The 23520-nt window shown below is 66.3% G+C and carries 22 protein-coding genes; 11 read left to right on the top strand and 11 right to left on the bottom strand.

Annotated elements, in window-relative coordinates; translation table 11 throughout:
• The first annotated feature begins 11 nt into the window (after positions 1-11).
• The 6 genes from B0G62_RS28035 to B0G62_RS28010 all read left to right on the top strand — a co-directional run bounded on the left by B0G62_RS28035 (position 12) and on the right by B0G62_RS28010 (position 4800).
• Positions 12-542 carry an NUDIX domain-containing protein gene (locus tag B0G62_RS28035; protein WP_103707434.1) on the top strand — a complete coding sequence of 177 codons (531 nt, stop codon included), beginning with the start codon at positions 12-14 and terminating at the stop codon, positions 540-542.
• A gap of 63 nt (positions 543-605) precedes the next feature.
• Positions 606-1067 carry an acyl-CoA thioesterase gene (locus B0G62_RS28030; RefSeq protein ID WP_103707433.1) on the top strand — a complete coding sequence of 154 codons (462 nt, stop codon included), beginning with the start codon at positions 606-608 and terminating at the stop codon, positions 1065-1067.
• Between the two features lie 22 nt (positions 1068-1089).
• A complete protein-coding gene (locus B0G62_RS28025) occupies positions 1090-2028 on the top strand; it encodes a branched-chain amino acid ABC transporter permease (RefSeq protein ID WP_103707432.1) in 939 nt (312 codons plus the stop codon).
• 6 nt (positions 2029-2034) lie between these two features.
• On the top strand, positions 2035-3315 hold the full coding sequence (locus B0G62_RS28020; protein ID WP_103707431.1) for a branched-chain amino acid ABC transporter permease: 1281 nt from the start codon (positions 2035-2037) through the stop codon (positions 3313-3315).
• Positions 3312-4088, top strand: coding sequence for an ABC transporter ATP-binding protein (locus B0G62_RS28015; RefSeq protein ID WP_103707430.1), 777 nt, complete (start codon positions 3312-3314; stop codon positions 4086-4088). Before B0G62_RS28020 ends, B0G62_RS28015 begins: the two co-directional genes overlap by 4 nt.
• Entirely contained in the window at positions 4081-4800 is a 720-nt protein-coding gene (locus B0G62_RS28010; RefSeq protein WP_103707429.1) for an ABC transporter ATP-binding protein, read from the top strand. The genes B0G62_RS28015 and B0G62_RS28010 overlap by 8 nt, the downstream gene beginning before the upstream one ends.
• Here B0G62_RS28010 and B0G62_RS28005 read toward each other — a convergent pair.
• The 3 genes from B0G62_RS28005 to B0G62_RS27995 form a co-directional block, all read right to left on the bottom strand.
• Positions 4797-5699 carry an ATP adenylyltransferase family protein gene (locus B0G62_RS28005; RefSeq protein ID WP_244193401.1) on the bottom strand — a complete coding sequence of 301 codons (903 nt, stop codon included), beginning with the start codon at positions 5697-5699 and terminating at the stop codon, positions 4797-4799. The genes B0G62_RS28010 and B0G62_RS28005 overlap by 4 nt on opposite strands.
• Positions 5700-5711: 12 nt before the next feature.
• Positions 5712-6215: an adenosine-specific kinase gene (locus B0G62_RS28000; protein WP_103707427.1), complete on the bottom strand. Its 504-nt coding sequence runs from the start codon at positions 6213-6215 to the stop codon at positions 5712-5714.
• A 172-nt stretch (positions 6216-6387) separates the two neighbouring features.
• On the bottom strand, positions 6388-7656 hold the full coding sequence (locus B0G62_RS27995; protein WP_103707426.1) for an MFS transporter: 1269 nt from the start codon (positions 7654-7656) through the stop codon (positions 6388-6390).
• A gap of 407 nt (positions 7657-8063) precedes the next feature.
• Between B0G62_RS27995 and B0G62_RS32550 the strand changes: the two genes are divergently transcribed.
• The gene (locus B0G62_RS32550; RefSeq protein ID WP_279629774.1) at positions 8064-8195 is read left to right on the top strand and encodes a hypothetical protein; all 132 of its coding nucleotides are present in this window, start codon (positions 8064-8066) and stop codon (positions 8193-8195) included.
• On the top strand, positions 8192-9886 hold the full coding sequence (locus B0G62_RS27990) for a methyl-accepting chemotaxis protein (RefSeq protein ID WP_103707425.1): 1695 nt from the start codon (positions 8192-8194) through the stop codon (positions 9884-9886). The genes B0G62_RS32550 and B0G62_RS27990 overlap by 4 nt, the downstream gene beginning before the upstream one ends.
• A 219-nt stretch (positions 9887-10105) precedes the next feature.
• Here B0G62_RS27990 and B0G62_RS27985 read toward each other — a convergent pair whose 3' ends face one another.
• The 8 genes from B0G62_RS27985 to B0G62_RS27950 all read right to left on the bottom strand — a co-directional run bounded on the left by B0G62_RS27985 (position 10106) and on the right by B0G62_RS27950 (position 20017).
• Positions 10106-10693 (bottom strand): hypothetical protein, encoded by a 588-nt coding sequence (locus B0G62_RS27985; RefSeq protein ID WP_103707424.1) that lies wholly within the window; start codon positions 10691-10693, stop codon positions 10106-10108.
• 184 nt (positions 10694-10877) lie between these two features.
• Positions 10878-11681 carry a 5-deoxy-glucuronate isomerase gene (iolB, locus tag B0G62_RS27980; protein ID WP_103707423.1) on the bottom strand — a complete coding sequence of 268 codons (804 nt, stop codon included), beginning with the start codon at positions 11679-11681 and terminating at the stop codon, positions 10878-10880.
• Positions 11678-12592, bottom strand: coding sequence for a myo-inosose-2 dehydratase (gene iolE / locus B0G62_RS27975; RefSeq protein WP_103707422.1), 915 nt, complete (start codon positions 12590-12592; stop codon positions 11678-11680). The genes iolB and iolE overlap by 4 nt, the downstream gene beginning before the upstream one ends.
• A 33-nt stretch (positions 12593-12625) precedes the next feature.
• A complete protein-coding gene (gene iolD, locus B0G62_RS27970; protein ID WP_103707421.1) occupies positions 12626-14644 on the bottom strand; it encodes a 3D-(3,5/4)-trihydroxycyclohexane-1,2-dione acylhydrolase (decyclizing) in 2019 nt (672 codons plus the stop codon).
• Positions 14641-16695 (bottom strand): bifunctional 5-dehydro-2-deoxygluconokinase/5-dehydro-2-deoxyphosphogluconate aldolase, encoded by a 2055-nt coding sequence (locus B0G62_RS27965; RefSeq protein WP_103707420.1) that lies wholly within the window; start codon positions 16693-16695, stop codon positions 14641-14643. The genes iolD and B0G62_RS27965 overlap by 4 nt, the downstream gene beginning before the upstream one ends.
• A 49-nt stretch (positions 16696-16744) precedes the next feature.
• Positions 16745-17557, bottom strand: coding sequence for an ATP-binding cassette domain-containing protein (locus tag B0G62_RS27960; RefSeq protein WP_103707455.1), 813 nt, complete (start codon positions 17555-17557; stop codon positions 16745-16747).
• A gap of 13 nt (positions 17558-17570) precedes the next feature.
• Positions 17571-18731 carry an ABC transporter permease gene (locus B0G62_RS27955; protein WP_103707419.1) on the bottom strand — a complete coding sequence of 387 codons (1161 nt, stop codon included), beginning with the start codon at positions 18729-18731 and terminating at the stop codon, positions 17571-17573.
• A 224-nt stretch (positions 18732-18955) separates the two neighbouring features.
• Complete coding sequence (locus tag B0G62_RS27950; protein ID WP_103707418.1) at positions 18956-20017, bottom strand: sugar ABC transporter substrate-binding protein; 1062 nt, start codon at positions 20015-20017, stop codon at positions 18956-18958.
• 301 nt (positions 20018-20318) lie between these two features.
• Here B0G62_RS27950 and B0G62_RS27945 point away from each other — a divergent pair, with 301 nt between their 5' ends.
• The 3 genes from B0G62_RS27945 to B0G62_RS27935 all read left to right on the top strand — a co-directional run bounded on the left by B0G62_RS27945 (position 20319) and on the right by B0G62_RS27935 (position 23391).
• Positions 20319-21209 (top strand): MurR/RpiR family transcriptional regulator, encoded by an 891-nt coding sequence (locus B0G62_RS27945; RefSeq protein WP_103707417.1) that lies wholly within the window; start codon positions 20319-20321, stop codon positions 21207-21209.
• A complete protein-coding gene (gene iolG / locus B0G62_RS27940) occupies positions 21202-22221 on the top strand; it encodes an inositol 2-dehydrogenase (RefSeq protein WP_103707416.1) in 1020 nt (339 codons plus the stop codon). Before B0G62_RS27945 ends, iolG begins: the two co-directional genes overlap by 8 nt.
• 102 nt (positions 22222-22323) lie before the next feature.
• Positions 22324-23391, top strand: a complete 1068-nt coding sequence (locus tag B0G62_RS27935; protein WP_103707415.1) for a Gfo/Idh/MocA family oxidoreductase — start codon at positions 22324-22326, stop codon at positions 23389-23391.
• The last annotated feature ends 129 nt before the right edge of the window (positions 23392-23520 follow it).

Below are 23520 nucleotides of genomic sequence, written 5' to 3'. Positions count from 1 at the left end.
TCCATCGATCCATGAGCGACTATCAGTTTTGCCCACGCTGCGCCTCGCGTCTCGTCGAGCGCGCCGACCCCGCCCACGAGGGCGCCCGCGTGCGCCTGGCGTGCCCCGACACCGCCTGCGCTTACGTGCACTGGAACAACCCGCTGCCGGTGGTCGCGGCCATCGTCGAATACGAGGGGCGCATCCTGCTCGCGCGCAACGCCGCGTGGCCCGAGGGCATGTTCGCGCTCATCACCGGCTTCCTCGAAAACGGCGAGACGCCGGAAGAGGGCATCGCGCGCGAGGTGCTGGAAGAAACCTCGTTGCACGCGCAGAGCGTCGAACTCATCGGCGTCTACGAATTCATCCGCAAGAACGAACTCATCATCGCCTACCACGTGAAGGCGACGGGCACCGTGGCGCTGTCGCCCGAACTGCTCGAATACCGCCTCGTGGAGCCCGCGAAGCTGCGCCCCTGGCGCGCGGGCACCGGACAGGCGCTCGGCGAATGGATGCGCCGGCGCGGCCTGCCGTTCGAATTCGTCGAGCGTCCCGGCGACTGAGCGCATCGAGCGCCTTTCCGTCACGCTTCGATCCCTCACCTGAACCTCGCGCCCACGCTCCCGATGAACCGACCCGTCGCCATCGCCCGCTCCGACTACCGCCACTTCCTGTCCATCACCACGCGCTGGATGGACAACGACGTATACGGCCACGTCAACAACGTCGTCTATTACAGCTACTTCGACACCGTCGTGAACGAGTATCTAATCCGCGCCGGCGCGCTCGATGTCGAGCACGGCGAGACGATCGGCCTCGTGGTCGAAACGCAATGCAACTACTTCGCGCCGCTCGTGTTTCCCGAGCGCGTCGAGGCGGGGCTGCGCGTGGCGCGTCTTGGTTCGTCGAGCGTGCGCTACGAAGTGGGCCTCTTTCGCGAAGGCGAAAGCACGCCTGCGGCGCAGGGACATTTCGTGCACGTCTATGTCGATCGCGAAACGCGCCGCCCCGTGAGCGCGTTGCCCGAAGCGTTGCGCGCCGCGCTCGATCCGCTCGTCGCGCCCGCGTTGCCGGACACGCAAGGCTGACGCACGCCGCGGACGCCATCCCGTGCAGGCCTTCCTCATCGACACGCTCAACGGCGCGAGCTACGGCCTGCTGCTGTTCATGCTGTCCGCCGGTCTCACGCTGATCTTCAGTATGCTCGGCGTGCTCAATTTCGCGCACGCGAGCTTCTACATGCTTGGCGCGTATCTGGGCGTGACGCTCGCGGGCACCCTCGGTTTCGGCTGGGCGCTCGTGCTCGCGCCGCTGGTCGCGGGCGCGGCCGGCGCCGTGTTCGAGACGGCGCTGCTCAGGCGCGCGCACCCTGGCGGCCCGCTCAACGCGCTCCTGCTGACCTTCGGCGCGGCGTGGGCGATCGGCGAACTCGTCAAGCTCGCCTGGGGACTCCAGCCGCTCGCGGCGCCGGTGCCCGGCTGGCTCGACGGTGCGCTATTCACCTACGGCGGCGCGGCGTTCTCGCGCTATCGTGCCTTCACCATGGGCGTTGCTGTGGCGATGTTCGCGCTGATCTTCGCGGCGCTGCGCGTCTCGCGCACGGGCTTGATCGTGCGCGCCGCGCTCACGCACGCGCAGGCCGTCGAGGCGCTCGGCCACGACGTGCCGCGCGTGCGCACGCTCGTCTTCGCGCTCGGCACGGCGCTCGCGGCGCTGGCGGGCGCGGTGGCCGCGCCGCTGTTCGTGGTCGAGCCGGCGATGGCCGAATCGGTCGGCTCCATCGTCTTCGTGGTGGTGGTGACGGGCGGGCTCGGCTCGCTTGGCGGCGCGTTCGTCGCCTCGCTGGCGGTGGGCTGGCTGCAGACCTTCGCCGTGGCCAGCGACGTTTCGTTCGGCGCGCTGGCCAGTCGGCTCGGCGTGACGCTCGCGCCTGCGTGGAGCGCACTCACGCTCGCGCAAATCGCGCCGATGCTGCCGTATCTGCTGCTGGTCGCGATGCTCGCCGTGCGCCCGCAAGGGCTGTTCGGTCAGCGCGGCGAGGACGCCTGACGCGACATGGCCGCCGCTCGACCGACGACGAATGACCCTGTGCGCGCGCCTTGGCGTTGTGCGCCCTGGATCGCGCTCGCGGCGCTGCTGGCCGTGCCGCCGCTCGTGTCGGCCTGGCTGTCTCCCGAGGGCGTGCCGCAGGGCTGGCTGCTCACCTGTCTCGCCCAGGCCGCGGCGATGATTGTGTTCGCGCTCTCCTACAACCTGCTGCTCGGCGAGACCGGGTTGCTGTCGTTCGGCCATGCCGCCCCTGCGGGGCTTGGTGCGCTGGCCGCGGCGCAGGTTTTCAATCACGCGGCGCTGCCTTTGCCGCTTTTGCCGTTTTTGCCGTTCGTGGGCGGCGTGGCGGGCGCAGCCGTTGGCGTGCTCACTGCGCTCATCGCCGCGCGCCGCGCGGGCACCGCGTTCGCGATGATCACGCTGGGCCTGGGCGAACTGGTGGCCGCCGCCGCGTGGGCGTTGCCCGACTGGTTCGGCGGCGAAGCCGGTGTCGCGATCGACCGCGCGAGCGGCCCGGCCATCGCGGGCTGGACCTTCGGGCCGCAGCGCGAGGCGTACTGCATCATCGCGCTCTGGTGTCTGGTAGCGAGCGTGGCGATCTACGCGATCTCGCGCGCGCCTTATGTGCGCCTCGCCAACGCCGTGCGCGACAACCCGGTGCGCGCCGCCGCGCTCGGCGCGTCGCCCGCGCGCGTGCGGGCCGCGATGATCGTGCTGGGATCGGCCTTCGCGGGCGTCGCGGGCACGCTCGCGCTCATCAATGTCGAGCTTGCCGCCGCGGAAAGCGTGGGCATGACGCGCTCGGCGGGCGTGCTGATCGCGACGGTGACGGGCGGGACGGCGTCCTTCTTCGGCCCGGTGCTCGGGGCGCTCGTCTGGGTCGGGTTCAGCGTGGGCGTGGCGAGCGTGTCGCGCGCGTGGATGCTTTATGTGGGGCTTTTCTTCATCGTCGTCGTACTGGCCGCGCCTGACGGACTGGCGGGTTTCGCCGTGAGGCAGCGCGCGGCGCTCGTGCGGCATGGCTGGCGGCGCTGCCGCGCGTACTGGACGACGGCGGCGTTCGCGGCGGGCTGCGGCACGCTCGCGCTCGTGCTGGCGGTGCAGTGGGCCTACGCGCTGCGTTTCGGCGACGACGATGCGAGCGCGTGGCTCGCCGCGCTGTCACCTCTTGCCACGGGCGCGCTGGCAGCGGCGATTGTTGTCCTGTCGCTTGCCGCGGCGTGGCTCACACGGCGCGCGCAACGCGCGGCCGCGTCGCTCGACGAAGCCCGCAAGGAGTGCGTATGACCGCACTCGCGCTCCAGCTACGCGGCATCGAAAAACGCTTCGGCGCGACGCGGGTTCTGCGTGGCGTCGATCTCGACGTCCGCGAGGGCGAGCGCCACGCGCTGATCGGCCCGAATGGCGCGGGCAAGTCCACGCTCTTCAGCCTGATCGCGGGAGAACGTCGCGCGAGCGTGGGCCGCATCACCCTGCGCGGCGCGGACGTCACGCGGCTCGCGAGCGCCGCGCTCGCCCGGCGCGGTCTCGCGCGCAGCTTCCAGGCCACGAGCGTGTTCGCGAACCTGTCGACGCGCGACAACCTGCGCTGCGCGGTGCTGGCGTCGCTGGGCGGCGGCACGGGTCTCGCCGCGCGCTGGTTCGGCGCGACGCGCGCATCGAAACGAGTCGATGCGCGCGCAACCGAACTGCTCGACGCACTCGATCTCGCGCACGCGGCCAATCACGCGGCAGCGACGCTCAGCTACGCCCAGCAGCGCGCGCTCGACCTGGGCCTGGCGCTCGCGGGCGGCGCGCACACGCTGCTGCTCGACGAACCCACGGCAGGCATGAACCGCGCCGAAGCCGCGCGCGCCATCGACCTGATCCGCACGATGACGGCGGGCAAGACCGTGCTGCTGATCGAGCACGACATGGACGCCGTGTTCGGCCTTGCCGATCGCGTTTCGGTGCTCGCGCAGGGGCGGGTGATCGCGACCGGCACGCCCGAGGCGATCCGCGCCGACGTCGCCGTGCGCGAGGCGTATTTCGGCGCGCCAGCGGGAGCCGCCGATGCATGAGTCCGGCGCGACAAGCCCGCTCCTCGAAGTCGCCGGTCTGCGCGCGTGGTACGGCGCGAGCCAGGTGCTGCAAGGCGTCGATCTGCGCATCGGCGCGGGCGAAGTGGTCGCGCTCGCGGGGCGCAACGGCTCGGGGCGCTCGACTTTCGCGAAGGCGCTGATGTCGATGGTGGCAGCTGCCGGCGTGCGGCGCTTCGCGGGCGCCGATCTCGCGCCGCTGCGCACCTTCGAGATCGCGCGCGCGGGCCTGGGCTACGTGGCGGAGCAGCGCGACATCTTCCCGACCTTGAGCGTCGATGACAACCTGCGCCTCGGCATGACGAAGCGCCGCGCGAGCTTCACGCTTGCCGACGCGCACGCGCTTTTCCCGATCCTGCGCGAGCGCCGCGCCGCGCGCGCGGGCGTGCTCTCGGGCGGCGAGCAGCAGATGCTCGCGCTCGCCCGCGCGCTGCTGGGCGCGCCCAGGCTCCTGATCGTCGACGAACCCGCCGAAGGCCTGTCCGCGCCGATGGCCGCGCGCGTGGCGGCGTGCCTGCGCGCGCTGCGCGAGCGCGGCGTCGCGATCCTGCTGATCGAGCAGCGGCTCGCGCTTGCGCCGCAGTTGGCGGATCGCGTCGCGGTGATGGGGCATGGGCGCATCGTGTTCGACGGCACGCCGGCCGCGCTCGCGCAACGGGAAGAGATCGTGCGCGACTGGCTGGGGATCGGTTAGGCGGTTGGCTTCGTGACGCGCGCGAGCGCCGTCATCGGCCCGATGCGCGCGAGCGTGTCGAGTTGCTGCGCGTCGCGCACGAACAGCGACCCCGCGAAACCGAGCGCGTTGAGCGAGATCCCTTCGACGCGCTCCGCCGCGCGCGGCACCACCAGCATCCAGCGGCGCGTGACGAGCAGGTTGTAGGGCGCGCTCTGATGCGCGAGACCGTCCACGTCGATTGCGTCGATGCCTGTCGCGTGCAGCAGTGCGCGACAGGTTTTCAGAGCGGTGCGTGCCGCATCGCCCGCCATCAGATCGAGCCGCGCGAACGCGTGCGCGAATGGCAGGCCGGTGATACGCGCGCCGCTGTCCGTGACGGTCAGCGAAGCAAACAGCGCTTCGAGCGGCGCAGGCAACCCCGATTCATCGAGCGGCAAGGGCACGGCCTGAAGATGCTTGTGCGGCTGGCTCGCACCGGCTTCCTCGCCGCCGTTGTAGAAGCCCAGCGCATCGCCGCCGCGCAGCGCCACGAGCAAGGCTTCGAAATCGTCCTGATCGAGCAGCGCGGTCTGCGGCACGAAGCGGCGCGTGACGATCAGCAGATGATCGTCGATCACGTTGTACTTGTTGAGCAGCGCCACATGCGTCGGCGACAGATCGCCCACGCAAAGATCGGGTTCATACGGCAGGAACGGATTGCGGCGCGTAATGGCGCCGCCGCTCGCGGTCGAGGCGTCGGTGCGGCGCGCGGCCTCCTTGCGCGCGAGGCTCGATACCTGGCGCACCGCGAAACGCACGCCGTCCTGTTCCAGATGCACGAGCGCGGTTTCGATGGGCTGCAACGCGCCGCACGCCAGCGCGCGTTGCGTGCGCGCGCGCAACGCGGGCCAGAGCGTTTGCTCGGTGAGCCAGGCCATCGGCATCACGCCTTAAATACCGGCCTTGTAGCCGGCTTTGTACCCGATGGCGCGCAGCAGATCCTGGCGCCAGCGCACGTCGTCTTCGGCCTCGACGCCAAGCGGCGGCAACCCGTCCACCACGCCGACAATGCCGCGTCCCTGGTCCGTTTGCGCGATCAGCACCTGGGTCGGATTGGCCGTTGCGCAGAAGATGCGGCACACCTCGGGCACGGCCTTCACGGCATTCAGCACGTTGACCGGAAAAAAGCCGTCGCCGAGGAACACGATGAAGCTATGGCCCGCCGCGATGCGCATTGCGTTGTCGGTGGCCATCTCGACGAGCGCGTCCTGGGTGCCCGAGCGCCGCACGAGCCGCTTGCCCGACGCCTCGCAGAACGCCAGACCGAAGGCGAGGCCCGGCACGGCGCCGAACAGCGCCTCGTGCAGATCCTCGACCGTTTTGATGAAGTGCGACTGGCCGAGAATGAAGTTGGTGTTCTCGGGCTTGACGATGTCTACCGTGGACAGTTGCATGGCGAACCTCCCGTGGGCGCGGACTCTGGCTTCGAAGGCATGGTTCAAGACTAGTACGAAGCGATGAGGCGTCCAAGGCAGTCCGATGCAATCGGCGCGCCATGGAAAAACGGCCGGCGCCCCGAAGGGCAGCCGGCCGGTCCTGCAAGGCGTGCGTCGTGCGTGGGACGCGTCAGGCGGTCTTCTTCGCCCGTTTGCCCTCGATATCGGGCAGCAGCACCGTGAGGATGCCGATCAGCGGCAGGAACGAGCAGACCTTGTAGACGAAGCCGATGCTGGTGGCATCCGCGAGCTGGCCGAGCACGGCCGCGCCGATACCGCCCAGGCCGAACGCGAAGCCAAAGAACAGGCCCGCGACCATGCCCACCTTGCCCGGGATCAGCTCCTGCGCATACACCAGGATCGCCGAGAACGCCGAGGCCAGCACCACGCCGATGATGACGGTCAGCACGCTGGTCCAGAACAGGTTCGCGTAGGGCAGCAGCAGCGTGAAAGGCGCCACGCCCAGGATCGAACCCCAGATCACATATTTACGGCCGATGCGGTCGCCAACCGGCCCGCCGATGATCGTGCCCGCCGCGACGGCGGCAAGGAACACGAACAGATGCACCTGCGCGGCCTGCACGGGCAGATGGAAGCGGTCGATCAGATAGAACGTGAAGTAGCTGTTGATGCTCGCGAGATAGAAGTACTTCGAGAACACCAGCAGCACGAGAATGCTGATGGCCATCGCCACGCGGCCGCGCGAGAGTGCGACATGCGGCACATCGGCGCGCTTTTTCTTGAGGTTCGGATGCGCCTTGTACCAGCGGCCGATCTGCGTGAGCACGACGATGGCGACCAGCGCCGCTGCCGAAAACCACGCGATGCTGCGCTGGCCGTGCGGAATGATGATCGCGGCGGCGAGCAGCGGCCCGAGCGACGAACCCGCGTTGCCGCCCACCTGGAAGAGCGATTGCGCCAGACCGTGCTTGCCGCCCGACGCCATGCGCGCCACGCGCGAGGACTCCGGATGGAACACCGACGAGCCGCAACCGACCAGCGCGGCGGCCACCAGCAGCACGCCGAAGCTGGGCGCCACCGACATCAGCAGCAGACCGCAGAGCGTAAAGCCCATGCCGACGGGCAGCGAATACGGCATCGGCTTCTTGTCGGTGTAGATGCCCACCAGCGGCTGCAGCATCGACGCCGTGATCTGGTAAGTGAGCGTGATGAGACCGATCTGCGTGAACGACAGCGCGAAGTTGTCCTTGAGCATCGGATAGATGGCCAGGATCAGCGACTGGATCATGTCGTTGAGCAGATGCGAAAAACTGATTGCGCCGAGCACGGAATACACGGTGCGCTGCACACCGGAGGCGGCAGGCGTCGCGCTTTGGGTGCTTTGAGCGGGCGCGGGAGCGGCGCCGGACGCGGCGCGCTTGTCGAGACTGGTTTGCATGGTGTCGATAAGCAAAAGAAGCAGAAGAGCCTCACGCGGGCGCCGCGTCGCGCAACAGCAGGCGGACAGGGCGATGGCGTGACGTTGTCAGGTATAGGAGTTATGAAGCGCAGTGTAATGTGTCTTGCTTGAACCGTCCTGACAATATTTGTCGAGAATCGGACATCGGATGATGGCCTGATCGCCGCCGGTTCCCGCGACGCCTTGCCGCAGCGTCCTGTCGAGGGATGTCTCGAAATCGCCGCGCTTTTTTGATCGCGGATTTTGGCCGGTTATAACCCGGGCCATGCGTGTGCGCGGCAAGCGCCGAATACACGCCAAAGCTACGGGGCCGAAACACGCGCAGCGGGCGCGCAACTAAAGATTGCGCAGCGCCGTGCCGTTGACCGGAGTTGAGGCGCTACGCAGTGAGCATCGAAAATCATCCAGTCGATGCGGGCGTGGCGCCGCACAACAATCAGCGCTTTGCAGGAAACCAGACACGCGCCAAAAGCGCCGACTCTGGTCGTCAGCTTTGCATGGAGACCGACGGACGATGAGAGCAATCAAAGAGGCCAGCCTGCACGCGAGTTTTGTGCCGGAAGTGGACAGTGGGGCAGGCGTGGCGCCCGGTGGCGCGTCAAGGGGAAAGAAGCGCGGCAAATCGCGCGATAGCAGCAAGCTGTCGAAATTGTCGGTTAAGGCGATGCTGCGCGCCGCCTTCGCGGTGGTGCTGATCGGCACGCTCGCGATCGGCGCGTTTTCGCTGGCGCAGATCAGCCGGCTCAACGACTCCACCCAGTCGATCTACGAGCAAGGCCACGTCGCGAGCCGCGCCGCCGAGGAAGCGCGCGGCCACGTGCTGCGGGCGAGCCGCGCGCAGAAGATGCTGCTCACGGCCACGACGGCCAAAGAGCGCGACGAACTCGGCGACGGCATCGAAAAAGATCTCGCCGCGCTCGGCACGGAGATTCAGGCACTCGGCCAGTACGCCGGACAATCGGGTGCCGATGCCATCGCGCAACAAAAGCAGTTCGCCGCGGCGGCGCAAACCTGGAGCGGCCATCTGCGCGACTTCGTCACGCTCGTGAAGGCGCAGCCGCTCGATCTGTCGCAGATGAGCTGGCAGGTCGGCACCCAGGACGTGTCGCTGCTCGTCGAGACCGGCAAGCTCGAAACCCTCGTCGATCAGATCGTCGAGCAGCGCGGCGCGGCAGCCAAGGCGACCATCGTGGCGTCGGCCTTCATCTTCAAGTCTTCGTTCGTGATGATCGCCGTGGCGACGCTGGCGCTGCTCGTGCTCGCCTTTGTCGTGAGCGAGTGGGTGGTGCGGCGTCTTGCGCACCAGCTTGGCGGCGAGCCTGCGCACGCCAAGGCCATTGCCGCGCGCATCGCCTCGGGCGACCTCGCGCAGCCGGTGACGGTGCATGCGCGCGACGCCTCCAGCATGCTCGGCGCGCTGCGCGACATGCAGAACGGCCTCTCGACCACGGTCGCCGAAATCGCCGCGAGCGCCGAAGCCATCGCCAGCGCATCGAGCGAAATCTCGACCGGCAATCTCGACCTCTCGCACCGCACCGAAGAGCAGGCCGTCGCGCTCGAACGCACGGCGAGCAGCATGGAGCAATTGACGTCGACGGTGCGCCTGAACGCGGAAAACGCGCAGCAGGCGAGCACGCTGGCGGGCAACGCCTCGCAGATCGCCGAGAAGGGCGGCGCCGTGGTGGGCCGCGTGGTCACGACGATGAACCAGATCAACGAGAGCGCGAAGAGCATCGCCGATATCATCGGCGTGATCGAGGGCATCGCGTTCCAGACCAATATTCTCGCGCTCAATGCGGCCGTCGAAGCGGCGCGCGCGGGCGAGGAGGGGCGCGGTTTCTCGGTGGTCGCGGCGGAAGTGCGCAATCTCGCCCAGCGCAGCGCCGCGGCGGCCAAGGAAATCAAGGCGCTGATCACCGCTTCGGTCGAGCGCGTGGAAAACGGCTCGACGCTTGCGACCGACGCGGGTCACACGATGGAAGAAGTGGTGAAAGCCGTGAGGCGCGTGAACGACATCATCGGCGAGATTTCGGCGGCGTCGAGCGAGCAGCGCGCGGGCATCGAAGAAATCGGCCGCGCCGTCTCGCAGATGGATTCGGGCACGCAGCAGAACGCCGCGCTCGTGGAAGAAGCGACGGCGGCGGCGCAGTCGCTCGACGATCAGGCGAAAGTGCTCAAGCGGCTGGTGGGGAAGTTCCAGTTGGCTTGAGACGGTGCACGGTATCAAGGGCGCAATTTGCGCTCACTTGACCCTGCCGCCTCAAAAGCAGTACCATCCGGATTCAAGACTACGTACGAGCGGGTGTGAAAAACGTAGCGCCGCCCGGGAAACCGGGTCCCACCCTGGAGTAGGAATTCTGCTGAAAAGCAGATAGAGAACCCCGCAAACGACGGCCACCGAAAGGTGGCCGTTGGTCTTTCTGCGTTCTTATCCGCCAATCTTCTTGCCTTGGTACGCAGTGCGTAAGAGCGTATTGAATTTCACTTTTCCCGCGACCGCTTGCCGTTTGGTCAAACCGCCGTCCAGCAGATAGGCCGACTGGATACGCACGAACATGCGGCGCTTGCGCTGTCTGTCTTTCCCTGTTTCGAAGAAAACAGCGTATTGAGAGACCGTCCCGTCTGCATTTACCGTATCGAGCGTCACGAAGTTCGGCTGCCTCCGATCAGCGATGGTTATCCGGCGCGTATGAAGGCTCGTTGCAATAGCGCGAAGAAACTGACGCGACAATGCGTAGCGCTGTGCGTCCAGAACGCGCTGCTCCCGGCCATCGTCATAGATTTCGTGGCGCGGTATCTCGGATCGCGCGCGCGTATCCCGCCGGAAGCTGTGGGTAAAGCAATGGCAGGAAAACACGACCACGACCGTGAGAACCGTGCCGAGTCCCGGGTCGATTCTGAACGCAAAGGGATCGAGATGGCTCAAGTCCCATTGCTCGCCGTGCCAGGTGACGGGATCGAAGCGCCGCGCAGAATCCGATAGAGACTCTTCAATTGCTATTGCGAGCTGCGACATTTCGGGGAAAGGATTGCAGAGTGGGCTCACGGATTCTAGAGTGGCCTCGCCGTGCGAATCACAGACCGATTTGACCTCGCTCGTATTTCTCGAAAATATTCTTCAGGTCTTGAGTCATAAAAAAACGCCGCCGGTGTGCGCTACACCAGGCGGCGTTTTGCATTTCAAACCCTTCCCACAAGCCTTATTTCGAATCCCGCTCGATGATCCACTCGTGCGCGGGATCGTTATGAAAATGCCATTCGCGCGTGGGACCGGCCATCACGTTCAGATAGTACGAGTCATAGCCATACGGCACGACGACCGGGTGATAACCACGCGGCACCATCACCACGTCGTGATCCTCGACCGCCATGGTTTCGTCGAGGTCGCGCGCATCGGTATACACACGCTGAAACGCGAAACCCTGCTGCGGATTGAGCCGATGGTAGTACGTCTCTTCCAGCGCGCTTTCCTGCGGCAGACGATCGGCGTCGTGCTTGTGCGGCGGATAGCTCGACGAGTGGCCCGAGGGCGTGCGAACTTCCACCACGAGCAGCGATTCGGCGGCCTCGGTTTGCGGAAGAATATCGCAGACGTAGCGCGTATTCGCGCCCTTGCCGCGCGTGGAGCGCTTCATCTGCGCGGGCTCGATCAGCCGCACCGGCAGCGTGCCTTGTGCCGGCGCGCTCGCCACGCCCACTTCCGCTTCGCGCGTGGCGCGCACGGTCGCTTTGACGCCGGGCGGCACATAGAGCGCCGTGGGCGCGGCGTCCTCGAACACGCTGTCGCGCGAACCCAGCCCCGAATAGCGCTGACCATCGACTTCGATATCCACCGCGCCCGCAAGCACGACGATGCAGCTTTCGCGTTGCGTTTCGTAGATGTGGACGACTTCTTCGGTGCCCAGGCGGTACGCCGCGAAGCCGACATAGCGCCAGCCCGCCGTGGCGGGTGTGACGCGCGCGATCGTCTGGCCTTCGCGCGTGGCCTTGACCAGCAGACTCATGCCGCCTCCTTTGTTTCGGTATCCGGATCATCGACCAGCGTGCGCAGTGTGCGATAACCCTTTTGCGCATATTCGTACGACGGCGCGATCACCGGGTCCTGCTCGGCTTCGACCACCAGCCAGCCGCGGTAGCCGTGCCGCTTGAGCCGCGCGATGACGGCGGGAAAATCGACCGCGCCATCGCCCGGCACCGAGAACGCGCCCGCGAGCACCGCATCGAGAAAGCTCCAGTTGCGATTGCGCGCCAGCTTCACGACGGCGGGGCGCACGTCCTTGCAGTGGACGTGGCAGACGCGCGCGATGTGCTTGTCGAGTTCCTTCACCGGGTCGCCGCCCGCGAAGGTGATATGGCCCGCGTCGAACAGCAGGCCCACGGCGTCGCTCGTGCGCGCCATCAGCTTGTCGACGTCGGCGGGCGTTTCGACATACGCGCCCATGTGATGATGATAGGCCAGCCGCACGCCGCGCGAGAGCGTGTGCTGCGCGAATGCGTCGACGCGCGCGGCGTACTCGTCCCACTGCTGCTCGCTGAAAAAGCGCGGCCGCTGATAGAGCGGGCGCGGCGCGCCCTGGATCGAATCGGCGACTTCGCCATAGACCATCACGGTCGCGCCGTTTTGCGCGAGCAGGTCGAGGTGTGGGTCCACGGCGGCGATTTCTTCCTCCACGCTGCGTCTGGCCAGCATGCCCGAATACCAGCCCGACACCAGCGAGAGATCGTATTGCGCAAGCAGCGCCTTGAGCGCCTGCGGCTCGCGCGGAAACTTGTTGCCAAGCTCGAAGCCTTCGTAGCCGATCTCGCGCCCTTCGGTTAGCGCCGTGGAAAGCGGCGTTTCGCCGCCGAGCGAGGGCAAATCGTCGTTCATCCACGACAGCGGATTGATGCCGATGCGTACTTCGAATGCGCTCATGTGCGTGCCTCGATCTGGGGATCGTGAATCTCGTCATGCGTTGGAAGGGGTGTCGTCTTCGGCGTCATCGGCGCTGTGCGGCGAAGGTTTCATTGTGGCCTGCGTCACGCGGCCGCCGCGCTCGGCGAGTTTGCCGTCATAACGCTCGCGTGCGTCGCGCACCGCTGCGCGCGGCGACACTTCGGGCACCGCGACCTCCCACCACCAGCCGCCGTCCTCGGTCGTGCGGGCCGGGTCGGTGTCGATGCTGATGAGGTAGGTGCGCGAGGCCGCGCGTGCGCGTTGCAGCGCCGCTTCGAGTTCCGCGACGTTGGCGACGTGCTCGGCCTGCGCGCCCAGCGAGCGCGCATGGGAGGCGAAGTCGATGCGCGGCGCGCCCAACGGCCCTTGCGCGCAATCCTCGAACAGGTTGTTGAAGGGCGCGCCGCCGACGGCCTGTTGCAGCCGGTTGATGCAGCCGTAGCCGCGATTGTCGAGCACGACGATGATGAGCTTCGCGCCGAGCATCACCGAGGTGGCGATCTCGCTGTTCATCATCAGATAGCTGCCGTCACCGACCATCACGATGACTTCGCGATCGGGCCGCGCGAGTTTGGCGCCGAGTCCCCCCGCGATCTCGTAGCCCATGCACGAGTAGCCGTATTCGACGTGATACGCGCCGGGCTGGCCCGCGCGCCAGAGCTTGTGCAGTTCGGCGGGCAGCGTGCCTGCCGCGCACACGACGATATCTTCGGTGTACGAACGGCTTGACGAGCGCTGCACGGCGCCGATCACATCGGCGTCATAAGGCAGGCAGTTGCGGTCCTGTGCCGCGTGCGTGAGCCGCTCCACGCTCGTGCGCCAGTCGTTGGCGAGTTGCAGTGCGTTCGCGCTCCAGTCGGCCTCCGCGCGCCAGTTGACGAGCGCTTCGTCGAGCGCCGCGAGCGCGAGCTTCGCGTCGGCCTGCACGGCGACGCTGTTGAGCTTGAGCGTGTCGAAGCCGTTGGCGTTGACGCTGACCACGCGCGCATTGGCGAACAGCGAGTTCGAGCCGGTCGTGAAGTCCTGCAGGCGCGTGCCCACGGCGAGCACGCAGTCGGCGTCGCTGGCGAGCGCGTTGGCGGCGGGCGAACCCGTCACGCCGATCGCACCCGCATTGAGCGGATCGTCCCACGCCAGCGCTCCCTTGCCGGCCTGCGTCTCCACCACGGGAGTGCCGTGCGCGGCAGCGAAGGCCTGCAATTGCGGCGCGGCGCGCGAATAAAGCACACCGCCGCCCGCGACGATCAGCGGGCGCTTTGCGCGAAGCAACTGCGTGACGGCGGCGTCGATTTCGGTTTGCACCGGCGCGGGCGCGTGGAAGGTGACGAGGCGCGGCGTGAAGAAGCTCGCCGGATAGTCCCAGGCTGTCGCCTGCACGTCCTGCGGCAGTGCGAGCGTGACGGGGCCGCACAGCGCCGCGTCGGTGAGCACGCGCAGCGCGCGCGGCAGCGCGGAAAGCAGTTGCGCCGGATGCACGATGCGGTCGAAATAGCGCGAAACAGGCTTGAGCGCGTCGTTGGCCGATAGTCCGCCATCCTGAAGATCTTCGATCTGCTGGAGTACCGGATCGGGCTCGCGCGAGACAAAGATATCGCCGGGCAGCAGCAGCACCGGCAGGCGGTTGACGTGCGCAAGCGCGGCGGCGGTGACGAGATTGGTCGCGCCGGGGCCGATCGACGTCGTGACCGCCATCATGCGGCGGCGGAAATGCGCCTTTGCGTAGGCGATCGCGCTATGCGCCATGGCCTGCTCGTTGTGCGCGCGCAGCGTCGGCAATTCATGGCGATACTGATAGAGCGCCTCGCCGAGGCCCGCCACGTTGCCGTGCCCGAAGATCGCGAACACGCCGCCGAACAGCGGCTCGGTGCGCCCGGAACCGTCCTCGCAGGCCACGCGCTGGGCCGCGAGATAGCGCACCAGCGCCTGCGCGGCGGTGAGGCGCACGGTGGCGCCAGGCGCCTGCGCCACCGGTTGCGCCTGCTGGGCCTGCTCCTGGGCGACGCTGGCGATGGGAGCGATGCGTTGGTTCATGCCGCTTTCTCCTCATGCGCGATGGGCGAGCGCGGGTTTGACTGGCTCGACGGGCTCGATCGGCCTTGCGCATCGCCGCGCGCCGCGCGCCACGCCGCGATCAGCGTTTCGAAGGCGTGCCGCACGCGGGCGATCACTTCCTTGTCGTCGATTTCGCCCTTGAGCCAGGCGCTGCTCGGCTCGTAGAAGATCGTGCGGCCGACGGTGAAGCCACGGCAGCTATCGGATGCCGCCGCCGCCGCGAAGCCGCCCACGAGCTGATCCATCGGCGCCGAAAGCCCCAGCAGCACCACGCCGCGGCAATGCGGATCGCGCTCGGCGATCAGCGCGTCGATCTCGCGCCACTGCGCCGCGTCGACCGGTTCGAGTTTCCACCACTCGGGATAGAGGCCGATGTTGTAGAGCCGCTTGAGCGCGCGATAGATGACGTCGGGCGCGTTCGGCTTGCCGTTGAGCTTCGGTGGAATCACTTCGAGCAGCAGTTCATGGCCGCTTGCCTGCGTCGCGTCGTAGAGCGCGCGCAATTGCGCTTCCTGTTCGAGGCGCTGCTCGATCGGCTCGTCGGGATGGAACTGCACGAGGCACTTGACCGTGTGGCTGATGGGCCACGCGGCGAGTGTCGTGCCGATCGAGTGGCCATGATCGAACACCAGCGGCACCGAACCCGGCAGTTCGACCGGACGGCCGATCCACCAGTCACGCCCGGTCGCCGCATTGAGCGCGTCCTGGCCGTAACGATCGTCGATCAGTACGCCGATCCTGCCTTGCAGGCCGAGCGCGCTTTCCGTTTGCGCCACGGCTTCGACGAACAGATTCTTGAGGTACGAGATGCGCGTTTCGCTTGCGCCCGTCTGCTGTGCGAGATCGAAGAACTGATTGCGATGGTCGAACGCGAAGCCGAGCACTTCGTCGTACTGCTTGCGCGCGGGCGTCACGCGATGCAGACGCGCGAGCGTCGCGTCGCGGTCGGGGCGGCGCATGCGCACGGGGTCGGCCTGGGCTTCGCGCAGGAAATAGTCGAGTTCCGCGGGCGTGGGCATGGCGGGCGCGCAGCCGTGGCGCGAAACCACCAGCGCGCCGCAGGCGTTGGCCGTGCGCGCGCAGTCTTCGAGCGGCGCATCGCGCAGCCAGCCCGAAAGGAAGCCCGAAGCGAACGCATCGCCCGCGCCCAGCACGTTGAGCACTTCGACTTCCACGCCGCGCTGCATCGGCAGAGCGTCGAGCGAGGCGGGCACCGCGCCTTCGATGATCTGGCAGCCGAGCGGCCCGCGCTTGACCAGCAGCGTCGCGGACGTGACTTCGCGCACGCGCTTGAGCGCCGCGATCAGATCGTCGTGGCCGCCCGCGATGCGGAACTCTTCCTCGGTGCCGATCACCAGGTCGAACTGCGGCAGGATGCGCTGCAGATGCTCGCTCACGCCTGCGCTGGCGACAAAGCGCGTCTCGCCATCGGCCTTGCCCGTGAGGCCCCAGAGCACCGGGCGATAATCGATGTCGAGCACGGTGCGCACGTCATGGCGGCGCGCGTAGTCGAGCGCCTGCAGACTCGTGCGATTGACCTGTTCGGTGGAGAAGTGCGTGCCGGTAATGAGCAGCGCCTTCGACGAGGCGATGAACGCTTCGTCGAAATCGGCGGGATCGACGGCCATGTCGGCGCAGTTCTCGCGATAGAAAATCAGCGGGAACGTATCGCGATCCTTGATGCCGAGCAGCACGAGCGCGGTGAGGCGCTCCGGATCGATGCGCACATGACTCGTATCGCAACCTTCCTTGTCGAGCGTTTCGGTGAGAAAGCGGCCCATGTGGTCGTCGCCGACGCGCGTGAGCATGGCCGATTTCAGGCCGAGGCGCGCGCAGCCGAACGCAATGTTCGCCGACGAGCCGCCCAGATATTTGGCGAACGTGGACACGTCTTCGAGGCGCGCGCCCACTTGCTGCGCGTAGAGATCGACGCCGAGGCGGCCGAGGCACACGATGTCGCGGCTGCGCCCAGACGCAAAACGCGAGGTGCGCGAGTTGGGCGTGCCTGCGGTGTTTTCATGACTGGTCATGAGCATTCCTGATGAATTCTGTATCGGATCGCGGAACGGGTGTGCGGTTTCAGATCGTGGCGCCGTCGAGTTCGGCGATCATCTTCTGCATTTCCGCGCCGCCGGCCATCATGTCGAGGACCTCGTTCTTGGTGATCGTGTCCTTCGTATAGGTGCCGAGCGAGCGGCCGCGATTGAGCAGCGTGAACGAATCGCCGATCGGGTAGGCGTGGTGGACGTTGTGGGTGATGAAGATCACCGAAATGCCCTTGGCGCGCGCCGCGTGGATCAGCTTGAGCACATTGAAGCTCTGCTTCACGCCCAGCGCGGCGGTGGGCTCGTCCAGAATCAGCACGCGCGCGCCGAAGTGGATGGCGCGTGCGATCGCGAGACACTGGCGCTCGCCGCCCGACATCGTGCCGATCGCCTGATGCGGATCGCGCACATGGATGCCCATTTCGGCGAGACGGTCCTTCGCGATCGTTGCGCTCGCATCGAGATCCATCACGTTGATGAAACCGAACAGCTTCTTCTGCGGCTCGCGGCCCATGAAGAAGTTGCGCGCGACCGACAGGAGCGGCACCAGCGCGAGATCCTGATAGACGGTCGCGATGCCGAGATCGAGCGCGTCCTTGGGCGATTCGAAGCGCACCGGCTTGCCGTCGACGAAGTACTGGCCCGTCGTGGGCGCGTGCACGCCCGCGAGCGTCTTGATGAGCGTGGACTTGCCCGCGCCGTTGTCGCCCAGCAGGCAGTGCACCTCGCCGCGCTTCAGGCGCAGCGTGACGCCGTTGAGCGCGATGACCTTGCCGAAGTGCTTGCTGACGTTGTCGAGCGCGAGAATGTAATCGGCGTTCGGGTCAGTCTGAATGGTGTCCGACATGTTGGCCTCCGTCTTACGATTGCGCGACGCGGCGGCGCACATAGTGGTTGAAGAGCACGGCGACGAGCAGCATCCCGCCGAGGAACACGCGGAACCAGTCCGAATCGATGTTCGTATAGGTGATGCCGATCTGCACGACACCGAAGATGAGCGCGCCGAACGCCGCGCCGATCACCGACCCATAACCGCCCGTGAGCAGCGAGCCGCCGATCACCGCGGCGATGATGGCTTCGAATTCCTTCTGCAAGCCGCGATCCGCAGCGGCCGAGCCGATGTCGCAAACCTGCAGCACCGCGAACAGGCACGAGCAGAACGCGGTCAACATGAAGAGCGAAATCTTGACGCGCTTGACGGGCACGCCTACGTTTTTCGCGGCGTTCGAATCGCCGCCCACGGCGAAGATCCAGTTGCCGTAGCGGGTGCGGGCAAGCGTGAAGGCGCCGATGATGACGAGCGCGATCCACCACAAGATCACCTTCGGGATGCCCGGCACGAGCGGCTGGCCGTTGTCGAGCATCTTGCCGATGCCGAGGTGCGCGAGTCCCACGAACAGGCCCTTGAACGCGGTACCGTGAAAGAGCAGGTTGGTCAGGAAGTCGGTCTTCGCGACGTCGCCCACGCCCGAGACGATGGTGCGATCCGCGAACATGATCGAGAGCGCGAGCGTGAGGCCGCGCAGGATGAACAGGAACGCGAGCGTGACGATGAACGAGGGCAGGCGCGTGCGCATCACGAGGTAGCCGTTGAGCGCGCCCAGCGCCGTGCAGCCCACGAACGCGAACAGGATCGACAGCGCGATCGGCCAGTGGAAATACATCGTGGGAATGGCGACCATCATGCCCGCGAAGCCGATCATCGAGCCGATGGAGAGATCGAACTCGCCGGCGATCATCAACAGACACGCGCCGACGGCAAGGATGCCTAAATAAGCGGCGACCTGCGACCAGTTCATCACGCCGTCGAGGTCGAACATGCCGGAGCCGCCGGCGCCAATCGCGAACACGGCGAACACGAGTACGGTTCCCGAAATCGCGGCGAATTCGGGCCGGCCGAGCAGATGGCCGAACCACGATTCATGGCCCACGCGCTCGTCGCCCGGGGCCGCGGCGCCCGGAGGCTGCGCTGCGCCGCTTTCGTCTGCGTGTGAGGGATAGTGTTTGCCGGCTACACCCATGATGTCTCCTTGTGGATCGCACCTGGCGCGGCAACGCGCGGTGCGCTTCCCATGCAAAGCTGAGTCGCGAGGCCAGTTGCCATGGCGGCGGGACTGGCCCGGTGAATTGACGCGCGGCGGGGCAGGCGTAAGGCGAGGCAGGTTCGCGTGATGCGTGCCGCCGGCGCGCGTGGCTGAAGATAAAAGCGAAAAAACCAAAAAACCGGTGCGGATGAACGCGTGGATCAGCGGTACTGACCCGCGTACTTCACGACCTTATCCAGATTCTCCTTGGTGATGAAGCCCGGACCCGAGCGGATGTTCTTTGGGCCATAGGACGGTTGCAGGCCATAGGTATCGAGTCGCTGCTTGAACTTCGGATTCGCTTCGAGGATCTGGCGGATCTTCGCGGGATCGGTGGTGTGGTCCTTCTTCACGATCGCCAGCACGGCCACCGGAATGTAGCCCTGCAGGTAGGGCTGCTGATCGATGGCGAACTGGATCGTGCCCGCGCGGATCGCCTGGGCGATTTCATCCGAGAAGTCGAAGGTGCAGAAGTAGATCTTGTTCGCGAGACCCATCTGCTGGACCGCCTTGAGCGTGGCCGCCGCCGGGACCGGGCCGAGCGTGAGGATCGCGCCCGTGTTCGGGTGGTTGCGCAGATAGGCGCTCACTTTCGACTGGATTTCCGTCGGGTCCTGGCCCGAGTCGATCGTCGAGGTCTTGTAGTCCACGCCGATCGCATCCGCAAAGCCACGGCAACGATCGAACGACACCGTGTTGGTGGCGATGTGATTCACGCACAGGAACGATTTCACGCCCGCGGCCTTGGCCTTTTCGCCGGCGGCGTGGCCCGCCACGTATTCGGGCTGGCCCACGTGCATGATCGCGCCCAATTGCTGGCTTTGCTCCTCGGTGCCGGAATTGATCGTCACGAGCGGGATCTTCTTGGCCGTGACCTTGGAGATGGAACTCTTGAGCACGTCGAAGTCGGCGATGGTGGTGATGACGCCGTCGTAGTTGCGCGCGGCGGCCTGTTCGATCAGACGCGCCATGTCGGCGATGTCGCCGTTGGGCGGATTGCGGTAGTCGGTTTCGACGTTGAAGTCTTCGTCGGCCTGCTTGATGGCGTTCTTGATCACGTTCCACCACGAGTCCGAATCGGGCGCGTGGCTGATGAGGACGAAGTGCGCGTCGGCGGCCTGCGCCGTTTGTGCGGCCATGACGCTCAAGCCGGTCAAACCCGCTGCCAGCGTGAACGCCGCAGCCAGCCTTCGGAGCATGGTTTTGCTCTTGCGTTGCTTCATTGTCTCCACCTTTCTCGGTCTGTCGTTCGTTTTTGGGGTGAGCCCCGCGAGCGAATTCTGCGGCGCTCATCGACAAGATTAGGCGATCGACCGAACGCTTGCAACAGAAATTTCATTGCAAATAAAAATGGAAAATCTGTTCCATTCAACCCGCGCGCTGCCTATAATCGGCTCCGTTGGCCATGCCTCCGGAAGTTCACTCAGGCCCGCCCAGCAAGGGTTTGCGGCAGTGCGGCAAATGGCGGAAGAAAATGTGGGCAAAGCGTCGGCAAAAGAGTAGGCAAAGGCAGGGAAAACGATCATGGCGGATGAAACCAGCGACGCGGTAGCAGGCGTGGACGAATTGATGCAGCGCATCGCGCACGAGTACGAAGCGCTGCCGCGCCAGCTCAAAAGCATTGCAACGTATGTCGAGCAGAACCGCGCGAGCGTGATGATGGATCGCACCAGCGACATCGCCGCGAGCTGCGGCGTGCACCCGTCGGCGGTGGTGCGCTTTGCGCAGCGCTTCGGCTTTTCGGGCTTTTCGGATCTGCAGGCGGTGTTCCGCCAGGCGTATGCGGGGCAGGGCGTGTCGGCCACGAGCTACCAGCAGCGCATTCGTCAGTTGATCGACGCGAAGGAAGGCGAAGCCAGTCCGGAGCTGGGTGGCACGGTCGCGCGAGAATTCATCGGCGCCTGCCGCAGCGGGCTGGACGAACTGGAAGCGGGGCTCGACGACGCGCAGTTCGACGCCGCCGTGCAGATGCTCGAACACGCGGACAATATCTATGTGATCGGCGTGCGCCGCTCGTTTCCGGTGGCGAGCTACATCGTGTATGCGCTGCAACATACGCGCAAGCGCGTGCATCTGGTTTCGGGCCTGGGCGGCATGTATCACGAGCAGATCCGCAGCGTGAGGAAGGGCGACGTGGTGGTTGCCATCAGCTTCGCGCCCTATGGCAAGGAGACGCAGTACTGCCTGCGCGCGGCGCAGCAGCATCAGGCGAAGACGCTCGTCATTACCGACAGCCAGCTTTCGCCACTCGCGCGTCACGCCGATGCGCAACTCTATGTGAAGGAGGGGAGCGCGTTTGCGTTCCGCTCGCTGACCAGCACGTTCTGTCTGTGCCAGGCGCTGTTCGTGGCGCTCGCGTACCGGCTCGAACTCAACGTAGAAGAATCGACCGATCCTGGAGGATACGATGACTGATGGAAAGACGCTGAACGTCGCGGTTTTCGGCGCGGGCCGCATTGGCCGCATTCACGCGGCGAATCTCGCGCGCCAGCACGGTGTGCGTCTGAAGTACGTGATCGACGTGAACCACGAGGCCGCCGCCGCGCTCGCCGCGCAGCACGGCGCGCAGGTGAGCGATGTGGATAGCGCATTCGGCGATGCGGATATTGATGCCACCGTGATCTGCTCCTCGACCGATACGCACTCCGAACTGATTCTGAAGTCGGCGGCGGCGGGCAAGCATATCTTCTGCGAGAAGCCCGTCGATCTCGCCATTGGCCGCGCGCGCGAGTGCGCCGAGGCCGTCGCGCGCGCGGGCGTGGTCGCGATGATCGGCTTTCAGCGCCGCTACGATCCCACCTTCGCGGCGCTCAAGGCGCGTCTGGATGCAGGCGAAATCGGCACGCCGGAGATGCTGATCGTGACGAGCCGCGATCCGGGCGCGCCGCCCGTCGAGTACATCAAGCACTCGGGCGGCATCTTCAAGGACATGCTGATCCACGACTTCGACATCTTCCGCTGGATTCTCGACGACGAAGCCGAGAGCGTACACGCCACGGGCAGTTGCCTGTCCGATCCGGCGATTGCCGAGGCGGGCGATATCGACTCGACGGCGGTGACGATCCGCACGAAGCGCGGGCGTCTTTGCCAGATCAACACGGCGCGGCGCGCGGCGTATGGCTATGACCAGCGTTTCGAGATCCTCGGCAGCGAAGGCATGCTGCAGGCCGGCAATATGAAGCCGACCGAAGTGGTGGCGTGGTCGAAGACCTCGGTGGCGCAGGATGTGCCGGAAGCGTTTTTCCTTGAGCGCTATCGCGCGGCTTATGCACGCGAAATGGCCCATTTCCACGAAGCGGTGACGCAGGGCGTGCCGGTGCGCACGAGCGTCGCCGACGGCCTGAAGGCGCTCGAACTGGCCGAAGCGGCGGCGCTTTCGTGGCGCGAAGGGCGTGTGGTGGAGCTGGGCCGCATGAGTCACGGCTGAGTAACAACGGGATAGCGCGCGAAAGCGCGCTGGCGTCGCCTTTCATCCAGCGGCGCTCGATTGATGTGAAGGATTCCGAATCAAACAGGAAGGAGACGGACCATGCAATCGAATGATCGTGGCCGGCCATTGCGCGTGGGCGTGGCAGGACTCGGGCGGCTGGGGCGGCGGCACGCGCAGAATCTCGCGTATCGCGTGCCGGGCGCCACGCTGGCGGCGGCGTGCAGCCCGCTCGAAGACGATCTGACGTGGGCGCGCACGGCGCTGCCTGCAACACGTCTGTACAGCGACTACGCGCAACTGCTCGCCGATGATTCGCTCGACGCCGTGTGGCTCGTGACGCCCTCGGCGCTGCACGCGCAACAGATTGTCGAAGCGTTGCGCGCGGGTAAGCACGTGTTCTGCGAAAAGCCGCTCTCGCTCGACGTGGCCGAGTGCGAGCGCGTGGTCGAAGAGTCGCGCCGTTTCTCCGGCCAGCAGGTCACGATCGGCTTCATGCGCCGTTTCGATCCGAGCTATCACGACGCCTTCGACAAGCTGCGCGCGGGCGCGATCGGCCGGCCTTTTCTCGTGCGCTCGCAGACCTGCGATCTCAACGATCCCGATGGTTTTTTCGTGCGCTTCTCGGCCGGCTCGGGCGGCATTTTCCTCGATTGCACGGTGCACGATATCGACGTGGCGCGCTGGCTGCTGGGCAAACCGCGCGCCACGCGCGTCTATGCGGCGGGCGCGGTCGCGCTGCACGAAGGCCTGCGCGAATTCGGCGACGTCGACAACGGCGTGGCGATCTGCGAATTCGAAGGCGGCAAGCTCGCGATGTTCTACGCCTCGCGCACCATGGCGCACGGCAACGATACGTCGAGCGAGGTGATCGGCACGGCGGGCGCACTGGCCATTGGCCGCGTGCCGCGCACCAATCGCGTGGAGATTTACGACGCGCACGGCGCGCGCAGCGAGTGCACGCCGACTTTCTTCGAGCGTTTCGAGGACGCTTTCCTGATCGAGGCGCAAGCCTTCGTCGCGGCGGTGCGCGCGCGTTTGAACGGCACGGCATTGGGCGCGACGACGGACGCGGGGCAGGGCGCGACGCTGGAGGACGCGCTGGAGGCGACGCGCATCGGGGATGCGTTGCGGCGATCGCTGCAGACGGGGCAGGCGGTCACGCTTTGAGCCAGGAAAGGTTGGGCCCAGGCGTGGCGGGGCGCGGCTGCGGTAAAATCGTCGCTATCTGACGCACCGACAGACCGAACAAGATGTATTGCGCCATACAACGTGAGGAAACGTCACCGCACGTCCTGG

Origin of the sequence: Paraburkholderia eburnea (assembly GCF_002917095.1) — a bacterium.
Classification (GTDB): domain Bacteria; phylum Pseudomonadota; class Gammaproteobacteria; order Burkholderiales; family Burkholderiaceae; genus Paraburkholderia; species Paraburkholderia eburnea.
The sequence above is the reverse complement of the archived record's forward strand: the minus strand, read 5'-3'. Positions and strand labels throughout refer to the sequence as shown.